16 protein-coding genes are annotated in these 18541 nt (G+C 67.2%); 10 read left to right on the forward strand and 6 right to left on the reverse strand.

Going from position 1 to position 18541, the window contains the following annotated elements:
• The first annotated feature begins 19 nt into the window (after positions 1–19).
• The 3 genes from AZH51_RS07730 (at position 20) to AZH51_RS07740 (ending at position 2331) form a co-directional block, all read left to right on the forward strand.
• Positions 20–1522 carry an APC family permease gene (locus AZH51_RS07730; protein WP_291522945.1) on the forward strand — a complete coding sequence of 501 codons (1503 nt, stop codon included), beginning with the start codon at positions 20–22 and terminating at the stop codon, positions 1520–1522.
• Between the two features lie 147 nt (positions 1523–1669).
• Positions 1670–1909 (forward strand): antitoxin, encoded by a 240-nt coding sequence (locus tag AZH51_RS07735; protein WP_291522947.1) that lies wholly within the window; start codon positions 1670–1672, stop codon positions 1907–1909.
• Complete coding sequence (locus AZH51_RS07740; protein ID WP_291522949.1) at positions 1906–2331, forward strand: type II toxin-antitoxin system VapC family toxin; 426 nt, start codon at positions 1906–1908, stop codon at positions 2329–2331. The genes AZH51_RS07735 and AZH51_RS07740 overlap by 4 nt, the downstream gene beginning before the upstream one ends.
• Before the next feature lie 12 nt (positions 2332–2343).
• On the opposite strand, the gene AZH51_RS07745 is transcribed toward AZH51_RS07740, so the two are convergent.
• Positions 2344–3153, reverse strand: a complete 810-nt coding sequence (locus AZH51_RS07745; RefSeq protein WP_291522951.1) for an alpha/beta fold hydrolase — start codon at positions 3151–3153, stop codon at positions 2344–2346.
• Positions 3154–3316: 163 nt separating this feature from the next.
• Between AZH51_RS07745 and AZH51_RS07750 the strand changes: the two genes are divergently transcribed.
• The 3 genes from AZH51_RS07750 to AZH51_RS07760 are packed head-to-tail and all read left to right on the forward strand — an operon-like array spanning position 3317 to position 7536.
• On the forward strand, positions 3317–4909 hold the full coding sequence (locus AZH51_RS07750; protein ID WP_291522953.1) for a GMC family oxidoreductase: 1593 nt from the start codon (positions 3317–3319) through the stop codon (positions 4907–4909).
• Positions 4906–6417, forward strand: a complete 1512-nt coding sequence (locus tag AZH51_RS07755; RefSeq protein ID WP_291522955.1) for an aldehyde dehydrogenase family protein — start codon at positions 4906–4908, stop codon at positions 6415–6417. The genes AZH51_RS07750 and AZH51_RS07755 overlap by 4 nt, the downstream gene beginning before the upstream one ends.
• A 42-nt stretch (positions 6418–6459) precedes the next feature.
• Positions 6460–7536, forward strand: a complete 1077-nt coding sequence (locus AZH51_RS07760) for a mandelate racemase/muconate lactonizing enzyme family protein (RefSeq protein WP_291522957.1) — start codon at positions 6460–6462, stop codon at positions 7534–7536.
• Positions 7537–7542: 6 nt separating this feature from the next.
• Here the strand turns inward: AZH51_RS07760 and AZH51_RS07765 are convergent, their stop codons facing one another.
• Positions 7543–8661: a hypothetical protein gene (locus AZH51_RS07765; RefSeq protein ID WP_291522959.1), complete on the reverse strand. Its 1119-nt coding sequence runs from the start codon at positions 8659–8661 to the stop codon at positions 7543–7545.
• Positions 8662–8790: 129 nt separating this feature from the next.
• Between AZH51_RS07765 and AZH51_RS07770 the strand changes: the two genes are divergently transcribed.
• Both AZH51_RS07770 and AZH51_RS07775 read left to right on the forward strand, forming a co-directional pair.
• Positions 8791–10353: an LLM class flavin-dependent oxidoreductase gene (locus AZH51_RS07770; protein WP_291522962.1), complete on the forward strand. Its 1563-nt coding sequence runs from the start codon at positions 8791–8793 to the stop codon at positions 10351–10353.
• Positions 10354–10356: 3 nt separating this feature from the next.
• Complete coding sequence (locus AZH51_RS07775; RefSeq protein ID WP_291522964.1) at positions 10357–11322, forward strand: cutinase family protein; 966 nt, start codon at positions 10357–10359, stop codon at positions 11320–11322.
• A 29-nt stretch (positions 11323–11351) separates the two neighbouring features.
• Here the strand turns inward: AZH51_RS07775 and AZH51_RS07780 are convergent, their stop codons facing one another.
• Complete coding sequence (locus AZH51_RS07780) at positions 11352–12833, reverse strand: amidase (protein WP_291522966.1); 1482 nt, start codon at positions 12831–12833, stop codon at positions 11352–11354.
• Between the two features lie 49 nt (positions 12834–12882).
• On the opposite strand from AZH51_RS07780, the gene AZH51_RS07785 reads away from it, so the two are divergent.
• Positions 12883–14397, forward strand: a complete 1515-nt coding sequence (locus AZH51_RS07785; RefSeq protein ID WP_291522968.1) for a long-chain-fatty-acid--CoA ligase — start codon at positions 12883–12885, stop codon at positions 14395–14397.
• Here AZH51_RS07785 and AZH51_RS07790 read toward each other — a convergent pair.
• Together AZH51_RS07790 and AZH51_RS07795 are read right to left on the reverse strand one after the other, a co-directional pair.
• Entirely contained in the window at positions 14394–15383 is a 990-nt protein-coding gene (locus AZH51_RS07790; protein ID WP_291522970.1) for a hypothetical protein, read from the reverse strand. The genes AZH51_RS07785 and AZH51_RS07790 overlap by 4 nt on opposite strands.
• The gene (locus tag AZH51_RS07795; protein WP_291522972.1) at positions 15364–16329 is read right to left on the reverse strand and encodes a hypothetical protein; all 966 of its coding nucleotides are present in this window, start codon (positions 16327–16329) and stop codon (positions 15364–15366) included. Before AZH51_RS07795 ends, AZH51_RS07790 begins: the two co-directional genes overlap by 20 nt.
• Before the next feature lie 70 nt (positions 16330–16399).
• Between AZH51_RS07795 and AZH51_RS07800 the strand changes: the two genes are divergently transcribed.
• Entirely contained in the window at positions 16400–17422 is a 1023-nt protein-coding gene (locus tag AZH51_RS07800) for a GNAT family N-acetyltransferase (RefSeq protein WP_291522974.1), read from the forward strand.
• A 42-nt stretch (positions 17423–17464) separates the two neighbouring features.
• Here AZH51_RS07800 and AZH51_RS07805 read toward each other — a convergent pair whose 3' ends face one another.
• Positions 17465–18541 (reverse strand): hypothetical protein, encoded by a 1077-nt coding sequence (locus AZH51_RS07805; RefSeq protein WP_291522976.1) that lies wholly within the window; start codon positions 18539–18541, stop codon positions 17465–17467.

Raw genomic sequence — 18541 nt, forward strand, 5'->3', positions numbered from 1 at the left:
TCAACCGCAAGGACCCGTCATGACCACCACACCCACCGCTTTCGCCCAGGAGCAGGAGCAGAACCTGACCCGCTCCCTGGGCCGGTTCGATCTGATCTTCCTGTTGATCTCGGCCGTCGTGGGACTGGAGACACTCGGCCAGGTCTCCACCTTCGGAGCAGAGGCGTTCACCTGGACGGCAGTGCTGGCAGTGACATTCCTGGTGCCCTACGGGCTGATCTTCGCCGAGACCGGAGGCGCGTTCACTGAAGAGGGCGGCGCGTACACCTGGGTCCGGGACGCCTTCGGGCGGATGGCAGGAGCGGTAGCAGCGTTGCTGACCTGGGTGACCCAGCCGGTGTGGGTAGGTGGATCCATGGCGTTCCTGGCGACGGAGGCGTGGAACGTCAACCTCGCCCACATCTCCTCCGGGTCCTTCGCCGACTACGCGTTCAAATTGATCTTCGTGTGGATCACCGTTTTCGCCGCGATCATCAGCCTGCGCTACGGCAAGTGGATCCCGACCCTGGGCGCACTACTCAAGGTCGGTCTGCTGGTGCTTTTCATCGGCACAACCATCGCCTACGCGATCCAGCACGGCATCACCGACCTGTCGCTGTCGGACTTCTCGCCGACCTGGATCGGCTTCTTCGGTGCTGTGCCGATCCTGCTGTTCGCCTACCTGGGCTTCGAATCCGGCAACAGTGCCGCCGGTGAGGTGAAGAACCCGGCCCGCGACATCCCGTTCGGCATCCTGCGCTCCAGCGGGGTTGCCGCTGCGTGCTACCTGCTGCCGATCTTCGCGATCCTGGCGGTCGTGCCCAAGGACCAGATCAAGGGCATCAGCGGCTTCTTCGACGCGACCTCGACGGTCTTCTCGGTCTACGGTCCGGCGGCCGACCCTATGTTGAAGGCCTTGTCGGTCTGCCTGGTGCTGGTCCTGATGTCGCAGGGCGCCTCCTGGATGATCATCTCCGACCGCATGCAGGCCATCGCCGCAGCGGATGGCGCGTTCTTCGGTGGCTTCTTCGGTGTCTTCAACAAGCACCTGAGCACCCCGGTGCGGGTCAACTTCCTGTCCGGCGTCGTGGCGACCGTGTTCATGCTGGTGGCGATGCAGGTCAGCGGTGACGCGGGTGCCGTATTCGCGGTGGTGTTGACCATCTCAATCACCACCTTCCTGCTCAGCTACCTGCTGGTGATCCCCGCGGCCATCCGGTTGCGCACGTTGCTGCCGGACGTCCACCGACCGTTCCGCGTCCCGGTGTCCAACGCCGTCTTCACGGCCATGGGCACGCTGTGCTTCTTGTGGATCCTGCTCGGGTCCTGGGTGGCCATCTTCCCCGGCACGCTCGAAGCGCTGGTCGGGGCCGACTACCCCTTCTTTGACACGTGGGGCGTGCACCGTGGCACCTTCGAGCTGTTCACCATCGGCACTCTGGTCGTCCTGATGATCCTGTGCGCGGTGGGTTATGTGCGCGGTGCTCCCCTGCGGGCAAACCTCGCGGTGCCGGAGAGCGAGCCCGTTCCGGCCGTGGAGTGACGCGTCGCCCTCGGCCGACCGCCCCCGTGGTCGACTCTGGATACGTGTGGCGGGTTCCGAACGCTCGAAGCCGCCATCCTTATCCAAACCCAGGCCAAGTCCCCAAGGCTGATATCGTTTGAACTTCTGATATCGATGGGAGTTGCGATGGCTGCGATCACGATCCGCAACCTCTCCGATGAAACTCACCGGGCCCTCAAGGCCAGAGCTGCGGCCAATCACCGCAGCACCGAGGCCGAAGTCCGCGCGATCCTCGAGCAGGCTGCACACGGCGAGGCCGACGTCGGGCTCGGCACGCGTCTGCATGGCATCGCAGCGGCGGTCGGAGGCTTCGATCTCGACATCGAACGCAGCACCGTCGCCTCGGAGCCGATCGACTTCTCGTGATCGCCCTCGACACCAACGTCATCTCCGAGCTGATGCGACGCGAACCGGACGTGCGCGTCGTCAGCTGGGTAGATCAACAAGCGAGCGCAACCCTCTTCCTCACCTCGTTGACGCTCGCCGAGATCCGATTCGGGATCGCGGCACTTCCCGCGGGCCGGCGGCGCACCACACTCTCCACCACTTTCGAGGACGAGATCCGACCGCTCTTCGCTGACCGGGTGCTGGACTTCGACGAAGCAGCATCGCGCGAGTACGCCGCGTTGCAGGCGAACGCCCGCAAGAAGGGTTTGGCGATCGGCGATGCGGACGCCCTGATCGCCGCAACCGTCCGAGCCCATCGGTTCTTCATTGCGACCCCGGACGAAGCACCGTTCGAAGCCGCAGGTGTGCGGGTGATCAATCCGTTTGCGGCTGCGGAATGACCTTGGCCGACGTTACGGATCCCGGGTCTGGGAGTACTCCAGGAACCCGCGGATCGTGGCCTGCGCCCGTGGGCTGCTGCTGACGCTCAGATGCCCGCGCCGGGGGAAGATGCGCACCTGCGCGTCCGGGATCAACCGGGCCGTCTGCTCGAACTGCTGCACCGAGTAGAAGCGGTCACGTCCGCCGCCGACGATCAGCGTGGGCGCGGTGATCGCCCCGCGGCAGTGCGCCAGGTCGAATCCATCCTCGGCCCGCAGTGTCGCGATCAGGTCGGCGACATCCTGCGGGTCGCGCAGCAACCGTGGCCCCATGGTGCGCCCGAGCACCGAGGCAAGGACCTTGCCACCCGCGGGGGCCAGTCCGGTCGCGCTCATCGCCATGGCCGCCCGCACGTCGCCGGCTTCCAGCAACTGCGCGACCCGCGCCTGCAGCGCCTTGCCGTGCCCCTCAAGACGCGAGGCGGTGCTGATCAGTACCAATCGGCGTACGACGTCGGGATGGTCGGCCGCCAGTTGCTGCACGATACTGCCGCCCGTCGAGGTGCCGACCACGTCGACGGGCCCGCCCAGGCCGGCCCGGATCGCATCGGCGTACTCACCTGCCAGTTGACTCATCGTCAGGTCCGACGGCAGCCCGCGACGACGGTTCAACACCAGGAAGCGACGCCCGGTCACTGCCTTCAGGGCGGTGACGGCGCCCTGTACCAGGCTTCTACTGTCCACGCCGGTCTGCGGCCACAGGCCTGCCGCAACGACGGTCGGCGTGCCGTCCCCAATGACGGCGCAGGGCAGCGCACCCAACGCTTCTCTGGAAATCCTCACCGTTCGAGTCGACCACCCGGCGATGCCGTTCGCCCATGACAACTGTCAGCGCCTGCGGCTGCCGCCCGGACGCGGGCCGAACCCCGTGACGCCACCCGCACTCGCCGCGCATACTGTGCAGTAGGTCACATAACGCAGTGGGCCACCTAACGGCGGGAGCGGCATGAGCAACGAATCGTTCGACTACGTCATCGTGGGTGGCGGGAGTGCTGGCGCAGTCATCGCGGCCCGCCTCACCGAGGATCCAGCGGTCCGCGTCCTATTGCTGGAAGCCGGCCCGGAACCCGAGGCCGACGAGATCACCATCCCCGCGGCCTTCACGACCCTGTTCAAGACCAAGTGGGACTGGAACTACACCACCACTGCCCAGAAGCAGCTCGACGGCCGCCCGACGTACTGGCCGCGGATGAAAGCCCTCGGCGGCTGCTCGTCGATGAACGCGATGATCTACATGCGCGGCAACCATCTCGACTATGACACGTGGCGTGACGAATTCGGTTGTGCGGGTTGGGGATACGACGACATCCTGCCCTACTTCATCAAGGCCGAGAACAACCAGAGCATCCACGACAAGTACCACGGCAATGCGGGGCCGCTGTGGGTCGAGGACCGCCGCTACACCTTCCCCCTCACCGATGCGTGGGTCGAATCCGCTGTCGCCGCAGGCCTCAAGCGCAACGACGACTTCAACGGCGCCACGCAGGACGGCGCCGGGCGCTACCAGGTGACCTGCAAGAAGGGGAAGCGCTGGTCAACGTGGAAGGCCTACCTCGAACCGGTCCGCAAGCGCCCGAACCTGACGATCCGGACCGGGGCCCTCGCGACCCGTGTAGTGCTGGACGGCACCCGGGCCACCGGGGTCGGGTACCTGATCGGCAGGGACGAGCACACGGCGTACGCCGATCGCGAAGTGATCCTGTCCGGCGGCGCCGTGAATTCCCCCCAACTGCTCATGCTCTCGGGTATCGGTCCGGCAACCCACCTGCGGGAGTTGGACATTGACGTCGCGGTCGACCTTGCCGGCGTAGGCGCAAACCTGCACGATCACCCCGCCGTCCCCATCATCTGGCGCACCAAGGGCGCCGACGACCCGGCCGCCATGCAGAACATGGTCAACCTCGGCAAGGCGCTCGTCGGGGGTCGCGGTCCGCTGTCGTCGAACATCGGCGAGGGCGGCGGATTCTTCGCCAGCCGCGACGGCCTGCCCGCGCCTGACATCCAGATCCACACGGCCCCGACGTCGTTCTACAACAACGCGCTCAACGAGCCCACCATTCGCTCGGTGACGACGGCACCGACCCTGGTGAACGTCGCTAGTCGCGGGACGCTGCGGTTGCGCTCGAATGACCCGCGCTGGCACCCCACCGTGGACCCGGCCTACTACGACGACCAGACCGACCTCGACGCGATGCTCGCCGGTTGCCGACGCGCCATCGAGATTGCTCGCAGCGGGCCGTTCGCGAAGTACCTCGTCGCCCCGTCCAAGCCAGCCAGTAGCGACCCCACCGACGAAGAACTGATCGCCCACATCCGCACCTACACGCAGACGCTCTACCACCCGGTCGGCACCTGCTCCATGGGCGATGGCGAAGATGCCGTCGTCGATCCCGAACTGAAAGTCCGTGGCGTCGAAAACCTCCGTGTTGCAGACGCATCCGTGATGCCGATGGTCCCCCGCGGCAACACCAACGCACCCACCATCATGGTCGGCGAAAAGGCTGCCGACCTGATCCGCTCAGCTAAGGACGCCCGATGACCCTGACTGCCGATGCCCCCGTTCTCACCGACGACGAGCAGCCGAAGACCTTCGACAGCTACAACCCCACGACCGGTGAGGTCTACGCGACCTTCCCGATCGACGACGCGGACGCGGTGCAGGCCGCGGTGGACCGCGCCCGCAACGCCGCCGACTGGTGGGCGGGTCTGGGGTTCAAGGGCCGCGGGAAGTATCTGGACCAGTGGCGCGCGGTGCTGGCCCGGCGGCTGAACCAACTGGCCGACGTCGTCTATGCCGAGACCGGCAAGCCGCACGGCGACGCCGCCCTCGAGGTCGGGATGGCCATCGAGCATCTCGCGTGGGCGACCAAACACGCCAAGAAGGTACTGGGCAAGCATCACGTCTCCAGCGGCCTGGTGATGGTCAACCAGCGGGCCACGGTGGAGTACCTCCCGCGCGGTGTCGTCGGCGTGATCGGGCCGTGGAACTACCCGGTCTTCACCCCCATGGGCTCCATCGCCTACGCCCTGGCGGCCGGCAACACCGTGGTCTTCAAGCCCTCCGAGTTCAGTCCGGCGATCGGCACCTGGCTGGTCGACGCCTTCCACGAAGTACTGCCCGACCACGACGTGCTGCAGATCGTGCGTGGTTTCGGTGAGACCGGAAACGCGTTGTGTACCAGCGGTGTTGACAAGCTGGCCTTCACCGGCTCGACCCGGACCGGCAAGAAGGTCATGGCCGCTTGTGCCGAGACCCTGACCCCGGTGGTCATCGAGGCCGGTGGCAAGGACTCGATCATCGTCGACGCTGACGCCGATGTGGATAAGGCCGCCGAGGCCGCCGCGTGGGGTGCGTTCTGGAACGCCGGGCAGACCTGCATCGGCATCGAGCGTGCGTACGTGCACGAGAAGGTCTACGACCGCTTCGTCGACAAACTCGTCGAGGAGGCCAACGCCGTCAAGCCGGGCGTCAACTACGGGCCGATGACCATGCCCGCCCAGGTCGATGTCATCCGCAAACACATCGACGACGCGATCGCCCGTGGTGGCAAAGCACTCACCGGTGGCCAGGTCACGGACGGTTTCATCCCCGCCACGGTGCTGGTCGACGTACCCGAAGATGCTCTGGCCGTCACCGACGAGACGTTCGGTCCCACGATCACGGTCCGCAAGGTCGCTTCCGCCGATGAGGCGATCGAACTGACCAACGCCAGCGAATACGGCCTCGGCTCAGCGGTTTTCAGCAAGAAGAACGGCACCAAGATCGCCGACAAGGTGCGCTCGGGCATGACCGCCGTCAACGCCGTACTCGTCTATGCCGCCATCCCGTCGTTGCCCTTCGGCGGCGTGGGGCAGTCCGGCATCGGGCGCATCCACGGCGAGGACGGTCTGCGCGAGTTCGCCCAGCCGAAGTCGGTCGTGAAGCAACTGATGCCGGCGGCGCTCAACGTGACGTCCTTCGACCGAGGCGCCAACGAGGACAAACTCTGGGCGACGCTCATCCTCACGCTGCACGGGCGGGCCAACCAGTTCCTCAAGAAGCAGTAGCCCGCCGACCTACGGCGCCGGCCCGGCGATACCGTCGGAAGCGTGCCCATCGCCAACGTCAGCACCTCGATCCTGCGCTCGCCCCTGCACACGCCGTTCGTCACCGCGCTGCGACGGACGACCACCTCGGACTCCCTCGTCGTCACCATCACCGACGACGAGGGCAGGACGGGGTACGGCGAGGCGCCCCAGATCTGGCAGGTCACCGGGGCGTCCATCCCGGGGAGCCAGGCGTGCGTCGAGGAACTGCTGGCGCCGCTGCTGATCGGTCAGGACTCCCGGGCGTACGTCGACCTGATCCACCGCGTGCGCGGCGCCGTGGCGGGCAACGAGGCAGCGATCTGCGCTGTCGATGTCGCGCTGCATGACCTGGCCGCCCGCATCGCGGGGGTGCCGCTGGTGCAGCTGCTCGGCGGAAGTGCGCCGAGCGTCGTCGAGACCGACGTGACCCTGGCTGCGGGCACCGTCGACGAGTTGGCGTCTGCCGCGAAAAGTCGTGCAGCCGAGGGGTTCTCAGTGCTGAAAGCGAAGGTCGGCACCGGCACGGCGCAGCAGGACGTCGCCCGCGTCAAAGCCATCCGCGAAGCCGTTGGACCCGACGTCACGATCCGGCTGGACGCTAACCAGGGGTGGACACCCCGGGAAGCAGTTCGGGCGATCCGCGGGTTGGCGGACGCCGACCTGGGCATCGAGTTGGTCGAGCAGCCGGTGCACCGCCTCGACATCGAGGGGTTGGCGTGGGTCAGCGACCGCGTCGAGATCCCGATCCTGGCGGACGAGTCGGTCTTCAGCGTGCAAGATCTCGTCGCAGTGATCCGGCACCGCGCCGCCGACCTGGTCAACGTGAAGCTGGCCAAGTGCGGCGGCCTGCTCGCGGCCACCACCCTGCTGGAGCTGGCCCGGTCCGAAGGCATCGGCACCATGGTCGGTTGCATGATGGAATCCGAGATCGGGGTGGGGGCCGCGGCCAGTCTTGTCTCGGCGTACGGGACAAGCGTCGTCAGTGACCTGGACGCTCCCTGGTGGTTCGCGAGCAGCGCGATCAGCGGCGGAATGACGTTGCAGGGCAACCAGATACACCTACCCGAGGTCCCGGGCAGCGGACTGGATCTGGCCTGAGCCCGGCTACAGCTTGAAGCGCAGCAGCGCGGCCGCCGGTGTCTGCGCCGGCAGGTCGTCCGCCCGGACCGCAAGCACACCAGCATCGGCGCGCACGGCACGACGGATGACTTCGTCCACGACGCCGTAGTTCTCGGCAGTGTCGGTGTCCTCCAGGGTGATGGCGCCCAGCTCGTCGACGGTTCCGTTGACCACCGCGTCGATGTCGAAGGCGATGACCTCGATGGCTCCAGCGGTCGCCGCGCGGGCAATATCACTGAGATCGGTGAGCGCCCGGCCCTGCGATGCGTAGGTGTGGAAGCGGTCGGTGAAGTCCTGCACCTGCTCGGCGTAGATCTCATCCAGGATCGGCCGCGCGGCTTCGGCGAGCTGTTGATCGCTGAGCTCCTCCGGGTTGCCCTCGATCGAGCGCGGCGCGAGACCCGGGTAGCTGTTCACGGAGCGGTAGATGCCGTCCAGCGGCTGCGTCGTGGCCAGGATCAACGGGATGCCGGAACCGGTCAGCAGCGGGCGCAGCGCCTGGTCGACGCCGCGGGCGTACTGCCGCAGTCGCACCTTCTGACCTTCCGAACCCTGCAGGCGGCGGGACGGTGCACGGTCCTTGATCGAGGACTTCCCGACGTGCGACGCGGCGTCCGTCGGCAGGTCCGGCACCTTGATGGTCTCCGCAGCGGTGTCCGGCACGATCTCGACCAACCGGGCGGCGTTCTGCGACAGGGCCAACACGAAGGCGGTCTGCGCGAAGGTCACCGTGCGCAGCAGCGGCTTCAGCAGGAAGCGGTCGGAAACGTCGACGCGAGAGGGCAACTCGTTGGGCAACCGGAAGCTGGTGAGGTGATCGCCGTCGACGAAGACCGCGAGCGAACGGGCCTGGTAGATCCAGAAGGGCTCGTCGTCGATCAGGTCATCCAGCGCCTCGGTGATGAGCCCGAGCCGACCGCGCTCCAACTCGGTCTCCCGCAGGATCCCCAACGCTTCGTCGCGAGAGTTTCTCAACTCGATGCGCGCCTGGGCCGAGTCCGCGGCCAGCGTGCCGGTCGGGAGGTAGATCGACACGCACCCGGGTGCTTGCACCTCGGCGAGCTGGCGGATCTCGGCAACGGACGGAATATCAACGTGCAACATCACTGCTCCTCGGACAAGCGCCGCATCGGTGCGAACGCCGCTAACTCAATTTTCGCACGTGCGGCCTGGCCACACGTCTGGACCTCCTAGCGTGAGACGGGGACCATAGGCTGTGCGAAGGAGGTCGGCATGGACTACGGACACGAGCTGAAGTTCGGGTTGTTTCCCACCCCGGATGCCGCCGACGCTCAGCGCGTCCTGGACCTGGCGCTGCTCGCCGAGGACGTGGGTCTCGATCTGGTCAGCGTGCAGGACCATCCGTACTCACCGATGCTCGACGCCTGGACGCTGCTGTCGGTGATCGCCGCTCGCACCCAGCGCGTGCACGTGTCACCGAACGTCGCGAACCTGCCGTTGCGCCCGCCCGTGGTGCTGGCGCGCGCCGCGGCCACGCTGGACAACCTGTCCGGGGGCCGGGTCGAGCTGGGCCTGGGGGCAGGCGGTTTCCAGGACGCGATCAAGGCAGCGGGCGGACCCAGTCTGACGGCGAAGGAGTCGGTCGATGCCCTGGTCGAAGGCATCGAGGTCATCCGGGGTATCTGGGGTCCGGTGGGCGGTCACGCAGTCCAACATCCGGGAACGCACTACGACGTCAGAGGGATCCGACCCGGACCGGCGCCGGCCCACCGCATCGGCATCTGGATCGGTGCCTATAAACCCCGCATGTTGCGCATTACCGGCCAGTTGGCGGACGGCTGGCTGCCGAGTTCGGCGTACGCCGCGCCGGACGTTCTCGACGACCTGAACCTGGCCATCGACGAGGCTGCCGTCGCCGCCGGACGATCCCCGTCCGACATCACCCGTCTCTACAACATCATGGGCCGCTTCGGCGGCCGGGACGGCTTTCCGACGGGCGAGGCCGGCGAATGGATCGAGCAACTGGCCGAGCTCACCCTCGACAGCGGTATGTCCACCTACATCCTGGCCTCCGATGACCCCGACACGATCCGCCGTTTCGCCGGTGAAGTGGCGCCGGCTGTGCGGGAACTGGTTGCAGCAGAACGCTCTTCGTCCCGGGAGGAGCCGCTGCCGTTGGGAGCACCGGTCGACGGGCTCCCACCCGCGCCGCGCGCCAAGGTGACGATCGAGGCATCGCCGCTGACCGTCGTACCCACACCGGATCCGGGGACACGCCGGTCGGAAGAGCAGCCGTGGGACGAGACCACGCGGCCGCACGGACCAGCACCCGACCCGACCCGGCTCTACACCCCGCACGAGCAAGCCAGTGGCCAGCATCTGGTCGACGTCCACGACCAGTTGCGGCAGGAGTTGGAGCAGCTGCGCGGGATCGTCGACCAGGTGATCGCCGGACAACTCGGAGTCGCTGAAGCACGCTCTGCCATCAACGAATCCACCATGCGGCAGAACAACTGGACCGCCGGTGTCTACTGCGCGCAGTACTGCCGGGTCGTCACCACGCACCACACGATCGAGGACGTCAGCGTCTTCCCGCACCTTCGCTCGGCCCAGCCGTCGCTGGCCCCGGTGATCGACCGGCTCGAAGAGGAACACCAGGTGATCCACGGTGTGCTCGACGGAGTCGACCAGGCGCTCGTCGCGTTCGTGAGCGAGCCCGACGGCCCGGACCGGTTGCAGGCCGCGCTGGACCTACTGAGCGACACCCTGCTTTCCCATTTGTCCTATGAGGAGCAGGAACTGGTCGAGCCGTTGGCCCGACTCGGGTTCTCGTGACGGATGCGCCGACTGCTGACCGCAGCGGCAGCTCTGGCCTTCTTCGTCACCAGCCCGGGCTATCCGCCACCGGGTGCCACGCAACTCGCCGCGCTGCCTGCGGTGCAGCCCAGCAACGAATCCGACTGCAGCAACGTTGTGTTCATGACCGACGGCTATCGCGCGGCAACCACCGGCGCCTCCTTTGCGGCCGTACCAGCCCGCGCCGGCTGGCATACCGAACTCATCCGGTACGATGATTCCATCATTGGCGTGATCCAGCCACACACGCTGGACTGGACCGTCGATCACGCCGTGCCGGTCGTCGTGCAGCGGGTGCGGTCCTTCCACGCGGCGTGTCCACAGGCGCACATCACCCTGCTGGGGTACTCGTTCGGGGCGCTCATCGCTGGTGACGCCGCAGAGGAGCTCGCCCACTCCGACGACGTCCCGCACCGGCGACTCAACGTGGTGCTCTTCGGCGATCCACGACGCCCGCTGTCCCGTAAGGGGATTGAAGGCTGGGCCGGTGGCTACCTGACCGTCATGGCGTCGACGCCCGGGATCACCGCATCCGCGCCCCGCGACTTCGGCGACCTTCAGGTATCGGAGAACTGCAACCAGAACGACGTCATCTGCAACGCCGCGAACCCGTTGACCAACCCGGCAGCGTTCCGCGCCGAGGTCGACGGCTACCTGCACGGAGCGCACTACTACCCGATGGATCCATGGCGAGATGCGGCTGCGGGCGACCACTACGTTGCCGCCACCTCACCGCTGAGCTACGGCGCGCCGATCGCGGACCTGCCGACTCCGCGCGAACTGACCCAACCCGCTGGTATCGACGTCGCTGGCATTCTGGAATGGCCGCTGAGCTACGTGGTGAACCGACTGGACTGGAGCGAGGGCCTCAACCGGTTCGGGCTACCCGGCGACGCGCTCATCCATGAGTTCATCGGCTGGTCAGAGCGCGCCGGCGTGCAACTCTAGTGGGCTACGCGCAAAGCGCACCAGGTCCGCTAGACGGGCGCCGGATAGCGTCCCGCCCAGGGCGCAGCCTCCTCCAATTGCGCTGCGAGAGCGAGCAATCCGGTGTCCTCCCCGAGCCGCCCGACGAATTGCACGCCAAGCGGCACCCCCGCAGGTGTCCAGTGCAACGGCACACTGATCGCCGGGCGTCCGGTCATGTTCGCCAGCTGGGTGTACGGCACCCAACCCAGCGCCTGCTCGACCAGGTCATCAGCAATCCCGCTGAGCGCCAGCAGTTTTCCGGCCCTGGCCTTCGCGACAACCCGCGATCCGACCTGGAGTGCGGTCGGTGTGTCCGTCTCACCGACCATCAGCGGCACCTTGGCCAGGGTGGGGGTCAGCAACAGGTCGTAGCTGTCCTGGTAGTCGACCAGCGACTTCGTGAATTCGTGGATCCGCTCCATGGCCATGAAGACCGGCCCGATGCCGTTGGCGCGGCCCAGTTCCGCAACCGCAAGGGTGTCCGGTTCGAAGTCGGAATCTTTGGCCCCGAAGAGCTCCTTGATCCGGGTGACCTGGCCGTAGAGCTGCGCGAACCAGATGGTGAGGAAGTCGCGGGATAGTTGCGCATCGTCGTACGGCGGCTCGACCTCCTCGACGTGGTGGCCGAGATCGGTGAGCAGCTTTGCGGTCTCTTCGACCGCCTCGATCGCGTCGGGGTCCGGTGATGGATTGATCGCCGATTTCGTGGAGTAGCCGATGCGCAGCCCGGTGGGTGGAGTCTGGATCGCCGCACTGAACGACATTGCGGGCTGGACGATCTGGGCTCCTTCGTACTTGTTCGGTCCGACGATGGCGTCCAGGAATCCGGCGGTGTCCCGCACCGTCCGCGAGACCACGCCCTGGGTGACCCAGCCCAGCAGCGGGTCGCCCTCCACCGGACCGAACGGGGTCAGCCCGCGACTGGTTTTGAGACCGACCAATCCGCAGCAGGCAGCGGGGATGCGGATCGAGCCACCGCCGTCATTGGCACCGGCCGCCGGCACGATTCCCGCCGCAACAGCTGACGCAGAGCCACCGGATGAGCCTCCCGGCGTGCGGTCGAGATCCCACGGATTGCGGCACGGACCCCACAGCGCGGGCTCCGTGATGCCTTTGGAACCCAGCTCGGGCGTGTTGGTCTTACCGAAGATCACGACCCCTGCATCGAGGAACTTCTGCACGACCGCGGAGTGCTCGGTCGCAGTGGCGTTCCGCATGGCAGCGGTGCCATGGCTGGTGGGCAGACCACCGAACTCCTGCAGAAGGTCCTTGATCAGGAAGGGAACTCCCGCGAACGGGCCGGTGAGCGGTTCATTCACCCGACGTTCGGCGACCGCGTCCATCCGGCGCACGATGGCGTTCAGTTTCGGGTTGACCTGGTCGGCGCGTTGCTGTGCCAGGGCCAGCAGTTCGGCGGCGCTCACCTCACCATCGGCGACCTTCGCGGCCAGGCTCGTCGCGTCGTACGTCAGGTATTCGTGCAGTTCCACTCGGGCAGACTACGTGGTCATCGTGTGACGCGAGCCACATACTGGGGGCATGCCGCTCGACACCGCACCCGCGTGGACGTTCCGGAACCACTGGATGAGTCACGTGGGGCGACACGCCCAGATGCAACCGCACGGTACGGCGTTGCGTTACCAGGGCGTGGACACCACCTGGGCGGACCTGGACCAGCGGTCCCGTCGACTCGCCGCCGGGCTGCGCACACTCGGCGTGCGATCCGGGGACCGGGTGGCGCTGCTGTGCCTGAACCATCCTCAGTTCGTCGAGATCCTCCTGGCGGCGAACCATCTCGGGGCGATCGCCGTCCCGTTGAACTTCCGGCTCACCTCCCCGGAGGTCGCCTACGTCCTGCAGGACAGCGGCGCGCAGGTCATCTTCGTGGATCCGCCTCTGGCGCCGGTGCTTTCGGAAGCTGGCGACCTGACCGTGGTCGAGGTGGGCTCATCGACGTACGCCGATCTGCTGGGTGAGCCGATCGAGCCCGGCGACGTGCCGGAGTCGGCGACCGCCCTGTTGATGTACACCTCGGGCACGACCGGTCGACCCAAGGGCGCAATGCTGTCGCACGCGAATCTGGCGGTGCAGTCGATGACCTGCATCCGGGCGATGGAGACCTTCGACGAGTCGGACATCGGCTTCATGACCGCACCTTTCTTCCACATCGCGGGACTCGGGTCGCTGGCACCCAACCTGCTCCTCGGCGTACCCACAGTCATCCATCCGCTCGGCGCGTTCGATCCCGCGGCAGTCCTCGACGCCTACGAACGCGAAGGCGCCACAGTCGTTTTCAACGTTCCCCAGCAGTGGCAACTCCTGTGCGCCGAGCAGGCGGCCCGGCCGCGCACCTTGAAGCTGCGGGTGCTGACCTGGGGTGCCGCGCCGGCATCGGATGCGCTGCTACGGCAGATGGGTGCCACCTTCGACGGGCTGATCGTGGCGGTCTTCGGACAGACGGAGACCTCACCGATCACCTGCGTGCTGCGCGGCGAGGAGTCACTGCGCAAACTCGGCTCGGTCGGGCGGCCGATCCCGACCATCCAGTACCGCGTGGTCGACGCTGCGATGGCGGACGTCCCGGTGGGCACGGTCGGGGAGATCGTCTACCGCGGCCCGCAGGTGATGCAGGGCTATTGGAACAAACCTGCTGAAACCGCAGCGGCGTTCGCCGGTGGCTGGTTCCACTCCGGCGACCTGGTCAAGCAGGACGAGGAGGGTTTCGTCTGGGTGGTGGACCGCAAGAAGGACATGATCATTTCCGGCGGCGAGAACATCTATTGCGCCGAGGTCGAGAACGCGATCGCCGATCACCCGGCCGTGCTCGAGGTCGCCGTGATCGGCCGGCCGGATCCGCAGTGGGGTGAGGTGCCGGTCGCGCACGTGTCCTTGCGTCCGGAGTCGAAGTTGACGTTGAAGGAGTTGACCGGGTTCCTCGGCGACCGGTTGGCGTCGTACAAACGGCCCAAAGAGTTGGTGATACTGCCCGCACTGCCGCGCAACGCCAGCGGCAAGATCCTCAAAACGACGCTGCGCCAGCAGGATTCACCTTAAAGGTCGGTGTCCCAGCGCTGGCTGTAGCGGCGCAGCGCCTGCAACTCGGCAATGCCGGAGATCGTCTCGGAACTCAGCAGGCCACCGATGCCACGCAGCCCGGCATCGACCGCTGCTCGAGCGTCCTCGGACGGGGTCGTGGATGAACCTTCGGGTACGACATCGCGCAGATCCGGCGGGATCTCATCCAGCAATCGGTAACTATCCGAAACCGTTTGCGCGGCCTGACGTGCAGTCTCCTGGTCCAACACCGGCAGGTCTGGAACGACATCGGCGAAGACCAGCAGGTCTGCACCATCGGCTGGCCTTCCGTGTGCCGACAGGACGTCGGCGGTCGCGCGCAACAACTCCTGCACATGCCCGACAGGCGCGTCGGGACTGCGGCGGGTCGCCCGCTGCCGCTCGATCTCGCGATGAAGGTCCCGGCTCGCGCGGCAGAATTTGCCGTCCCGCAGGGCCACCAGTGCCTGTTTCGCCCATGCGGCATCCCGCGGACTGCCCAGGGCCGCGACCGCGGCGGGGATGTAGTCGGCGTCAGGGCAGATATGGAACCGGGGATTGTCACGGATCCAGTGCGACACGTGGAACGCTAATCCTGCGAGGCCGGCGACGGCGATCACAAAGATCAGGAGCATGGCGACGGGGGGCTTCGGATCGTCGCCCGCCGTGAGGCGGAAACCGCCGAACGCCAGGAACGTTCCCGCCATCGCCACGTAGTCCAGCGCGCCGTTCTGGAGCCATCCAGCGACAGCCGGCACGCGGCGTACGTCGGGACACACCACAAACTGGTGCGCGGGCCCGTCCTCCTGCTGGATCGTCAGTGCGACCCCGCGATCCACCGCCACCGCATCGAAACGGGTGATGTCACCGGATCGCCACCGGCCGGACAACGCCCGGCTGGGCTCCGGATCACGACCCGACTGCGACACCCGGGAGACCCGCTTGTCCAGCCGGCTGTCTCGCCCGTCACCCGAGGTTGGACTCATCCCAGCGCCTGCTGTAGTTGCGCAACTCCTTCAGGCCGGCGGCCCCCGCGTCCGTGTTGCGATCGACGATGTCATCGACGGCCCGCATCGCGGCGTCGACCGCGACGTGCGCATCCTCGCTCGGAGCCGATCCCCCGTCCTGGGCTACGGCACGACGATCTGGCGCAATCTCGTCGAGCAGCCGGTAACTGTCCACGATGGTCTGCGCAGCCTGTCGCGCCGTCTCTTGATCCAATACCGGCAGGCGCGGCACGACGTCCGCCAGACCGTGCAGTTCGCGCGCGTCATCGTCCTCATCGTGCTCGCGCAGCGCTGCGGCAGCGGCAGACACCAGCTCGACGATCACCTGTACTGGATCGACGGCGGCCACCGCCGACGGCGGATCGGCCATCATCTGGTGCAGCAGCGTGCTGCCGGCGCAGAAGTTGCGATCGCGAAGCGCGTTCACGGCCTGGGTCGCCCACGCCGTGTCCCGTGGATCACCGGCAACGGCGAGCGCATCGGGCAGGGCCGCCGAGTGGGAACACCGTTGGTAGCGGGTAGCGGCTCCGGACCAGAAGTAGAGCCGCGTGAACGCGAGCGCCACGACGAGGAACAGGAGAACCAGTGGTGGCCCGAGTTCTTCCGCGATGACCGGAGGCTGTTCGACGCCGTTGTCGTCAGGCAGCGGAATGGTCGCAAAGAGCGATATCGCTGCGAGCCCGAGCGATCCGAAGATGACGTATTTGCTGCTGAACGCGTAGAAGTCGCCACGGGTCACGGCCGGGCTGTGGTCGTACCGATAAAGCCAGTAGCGTGGTTCGGGTCCGCGCTCCTGGCGCACGGTGACCTCGACATCGGGCCCTACCTCCCGCGCCGCGAACTTGACCACCGCGCCGTCCATCTTGCGGCCGAGATAACTGCGCGCAGGCCACACGACGTCGTCGTCGATCGGTCCACGTCTCATGCTGCTCCCCCTCCGCAGACTCACATCGTAGGCGGGACGGCCCTCACAGGGGAGCAGATACCGTGGAGCCATGCCCGGCGAAGAGCTGACGATCGACGGACTCGACCCGCGGTACGACGCGCGCCGGCCGACCGTCGAGGACGTACCCGCCGTGATCGCCCTGCTCCAGGCGCACCAGGTCGCCGCTCACGGCTCGGCCAGCGTGGACCCGGACATGGTCGAAGCCAACCTCGTGGGGTACGGATCCTGGACCCGACGGCAGGCGCTGGTCTTCGACGCGGACACTCTGCTGGCGTGGTTGTCGGTGCACGACCGCGCGGCCGGTCGCAGCATGGTCGAGGTCACCGTGAGCCCGGACGCCCCCGCCGCGGGGGCTATCGCCGCAGCCCTCTTCGGCTGCGCCGAACGCCTCGCCCGCGAGATCGCCCACGCCCGCGAACTGCACAGCACACTGCTGGATTCCGGCGCCTACGAGACCGACAAGCGACAGCAGCAGTGGCTGGCCGACTACGGCTTCGAGAAGGTCCGGACCTGGTTGCAGATGAGCCGCCCGGTCACCGCGGCGGACGCGACCGATGTACCGCCACCGCGCGAGGGCGTGACGGTCCGCCTCGTGCGCCAGCACCCCGACGGGCTGCCCGTTGCCGAGGACCTCCAAGCGGTGCACCGCGTGTTGGAGGAGTCCTTCCAGGACCACTTCAGCTCCTACCGCGAGAGCTTCCCGGAGTTCATCATGCGGCTGCGCGAGGATCCCGGGCACCGTTGGGACCACTGGTGGTTGGCGACCGTCGAGGTCGACGGCGAGGAGTTGCCCGCCGGCGCCGTGGTCACCACCGTGCTGCCGGAGGACGCGGATGGATTCGAGGGCACGTACGTCGATTACATCGGTGTACATCGACGCGCTCGTGGCCGTGGGGTCGCCAAATCCCTTCTCAACACGGTCATTTCAGAGAGCGCGAGACGCGGCCGGAACCGGGTCGGTCTTGAGGTCGACGCCGATTCGCCGACCGGAGCCGACGGCCTCTACACCTCGATGGGCTGGGTCACCAGCTACCGCACGCAGTCCTGGCATCTGGACATCGACCTGCGCTGAGCGGCCAGCGCTACGCGGTCCGCGCCGAGCGATCAGCGCTCATCAGCGGCGGGCGCGGCGGGTCTGCTCCCGTAGCTGCTCCACCTGCTCGACCAGGGCAGCGGTCTCCTTCTTCCGCGACCCCGGCGGGTACTGCGCCGGCTGCCGGCAGATCCGGTCGAGGCGCTGCGCATCGTGGGCGAGGCTGACTTCCTGCCCAGCGGTCAGCCACTCCCGGGACCGGGTGAGCGCCGCAGCAACGTCACGATCACCGGTCCGACCCAGCGTCAGGATCACTTCACACAGCCAATCGGGTTGGTAATCGGCAAGATTCGCGGTTTCCGGTCGCTGGGTGTTCATCGTAGCGACCAACGCCTCACGCAGGCGGAACATCGCCTCCTGCACCCGGCCATCGCCCCACGACAGCTGCTGTTGCCGGCACGCCGTCATCACGTCCTGCGCCCGGTCCACGACCGCCTCCTGCTCGCTGCGAGTGGTGGCAGAGGTCCAGGCCTGCAGTTGCCTGGCGTCGAACGGTCGGCCGGTGCGGGCCAACTCACGGGCCGCCGCGATGAGCTGCGAGTGCCGGTAGCCGGTGACCACGACAGGCCCGGTCCGCACCTTCTCCTCGGGCAGCAGGTGCACCACCTCGGAGGTCTGGTGTGGATCCAGATCCAACGGATCCTGCTGCGACCAATGGGATTTCGCGTACTTCTCCAACGCGCGCAACGTGGTCGTATCAGTGACGAAGCTGGCGGCTTCGGCCTCCTGCAGCACACCCTGAGCCGCCTGCACGATGCTGGCGAACCGCTGCTCCGGAGTCACTCCGTCGTCGTCGGCGGTCCGACGTAGGTATCCGGGGATGACCCGTAGTGCCTGGTGTCCCTGCACGATCGCCGCCGCCGCAGCCTGGGTCCGCGCCTGCTGCTGGATGCCCAGGAACGACTGTCGTCGCCCCACCCGGGCGGGCAACTCCGGGTCGGTGCCATCGACTGCCGTGCTCAAGACGTCACGGGCCTCGGCGAACACATCGCCGCCGCCGGCCTCGTCAGGCCGCGATCGGCGTACGTCGGATCCACGCGCCAGCCACCAGGTCAGCGCGACCACCAACGCCGTCCACCCGACGAACAGAGCCCACAT

Origin of the sequence: Branchiibius sp. NY16-3462-2 (assembly GCF_001594145.1) — a bacterium.
Lineage (GTDB): Bacteria > Actinomycetota > Actinomycetes > Actinomycetales > Dermatophilaceae > Branchiibius.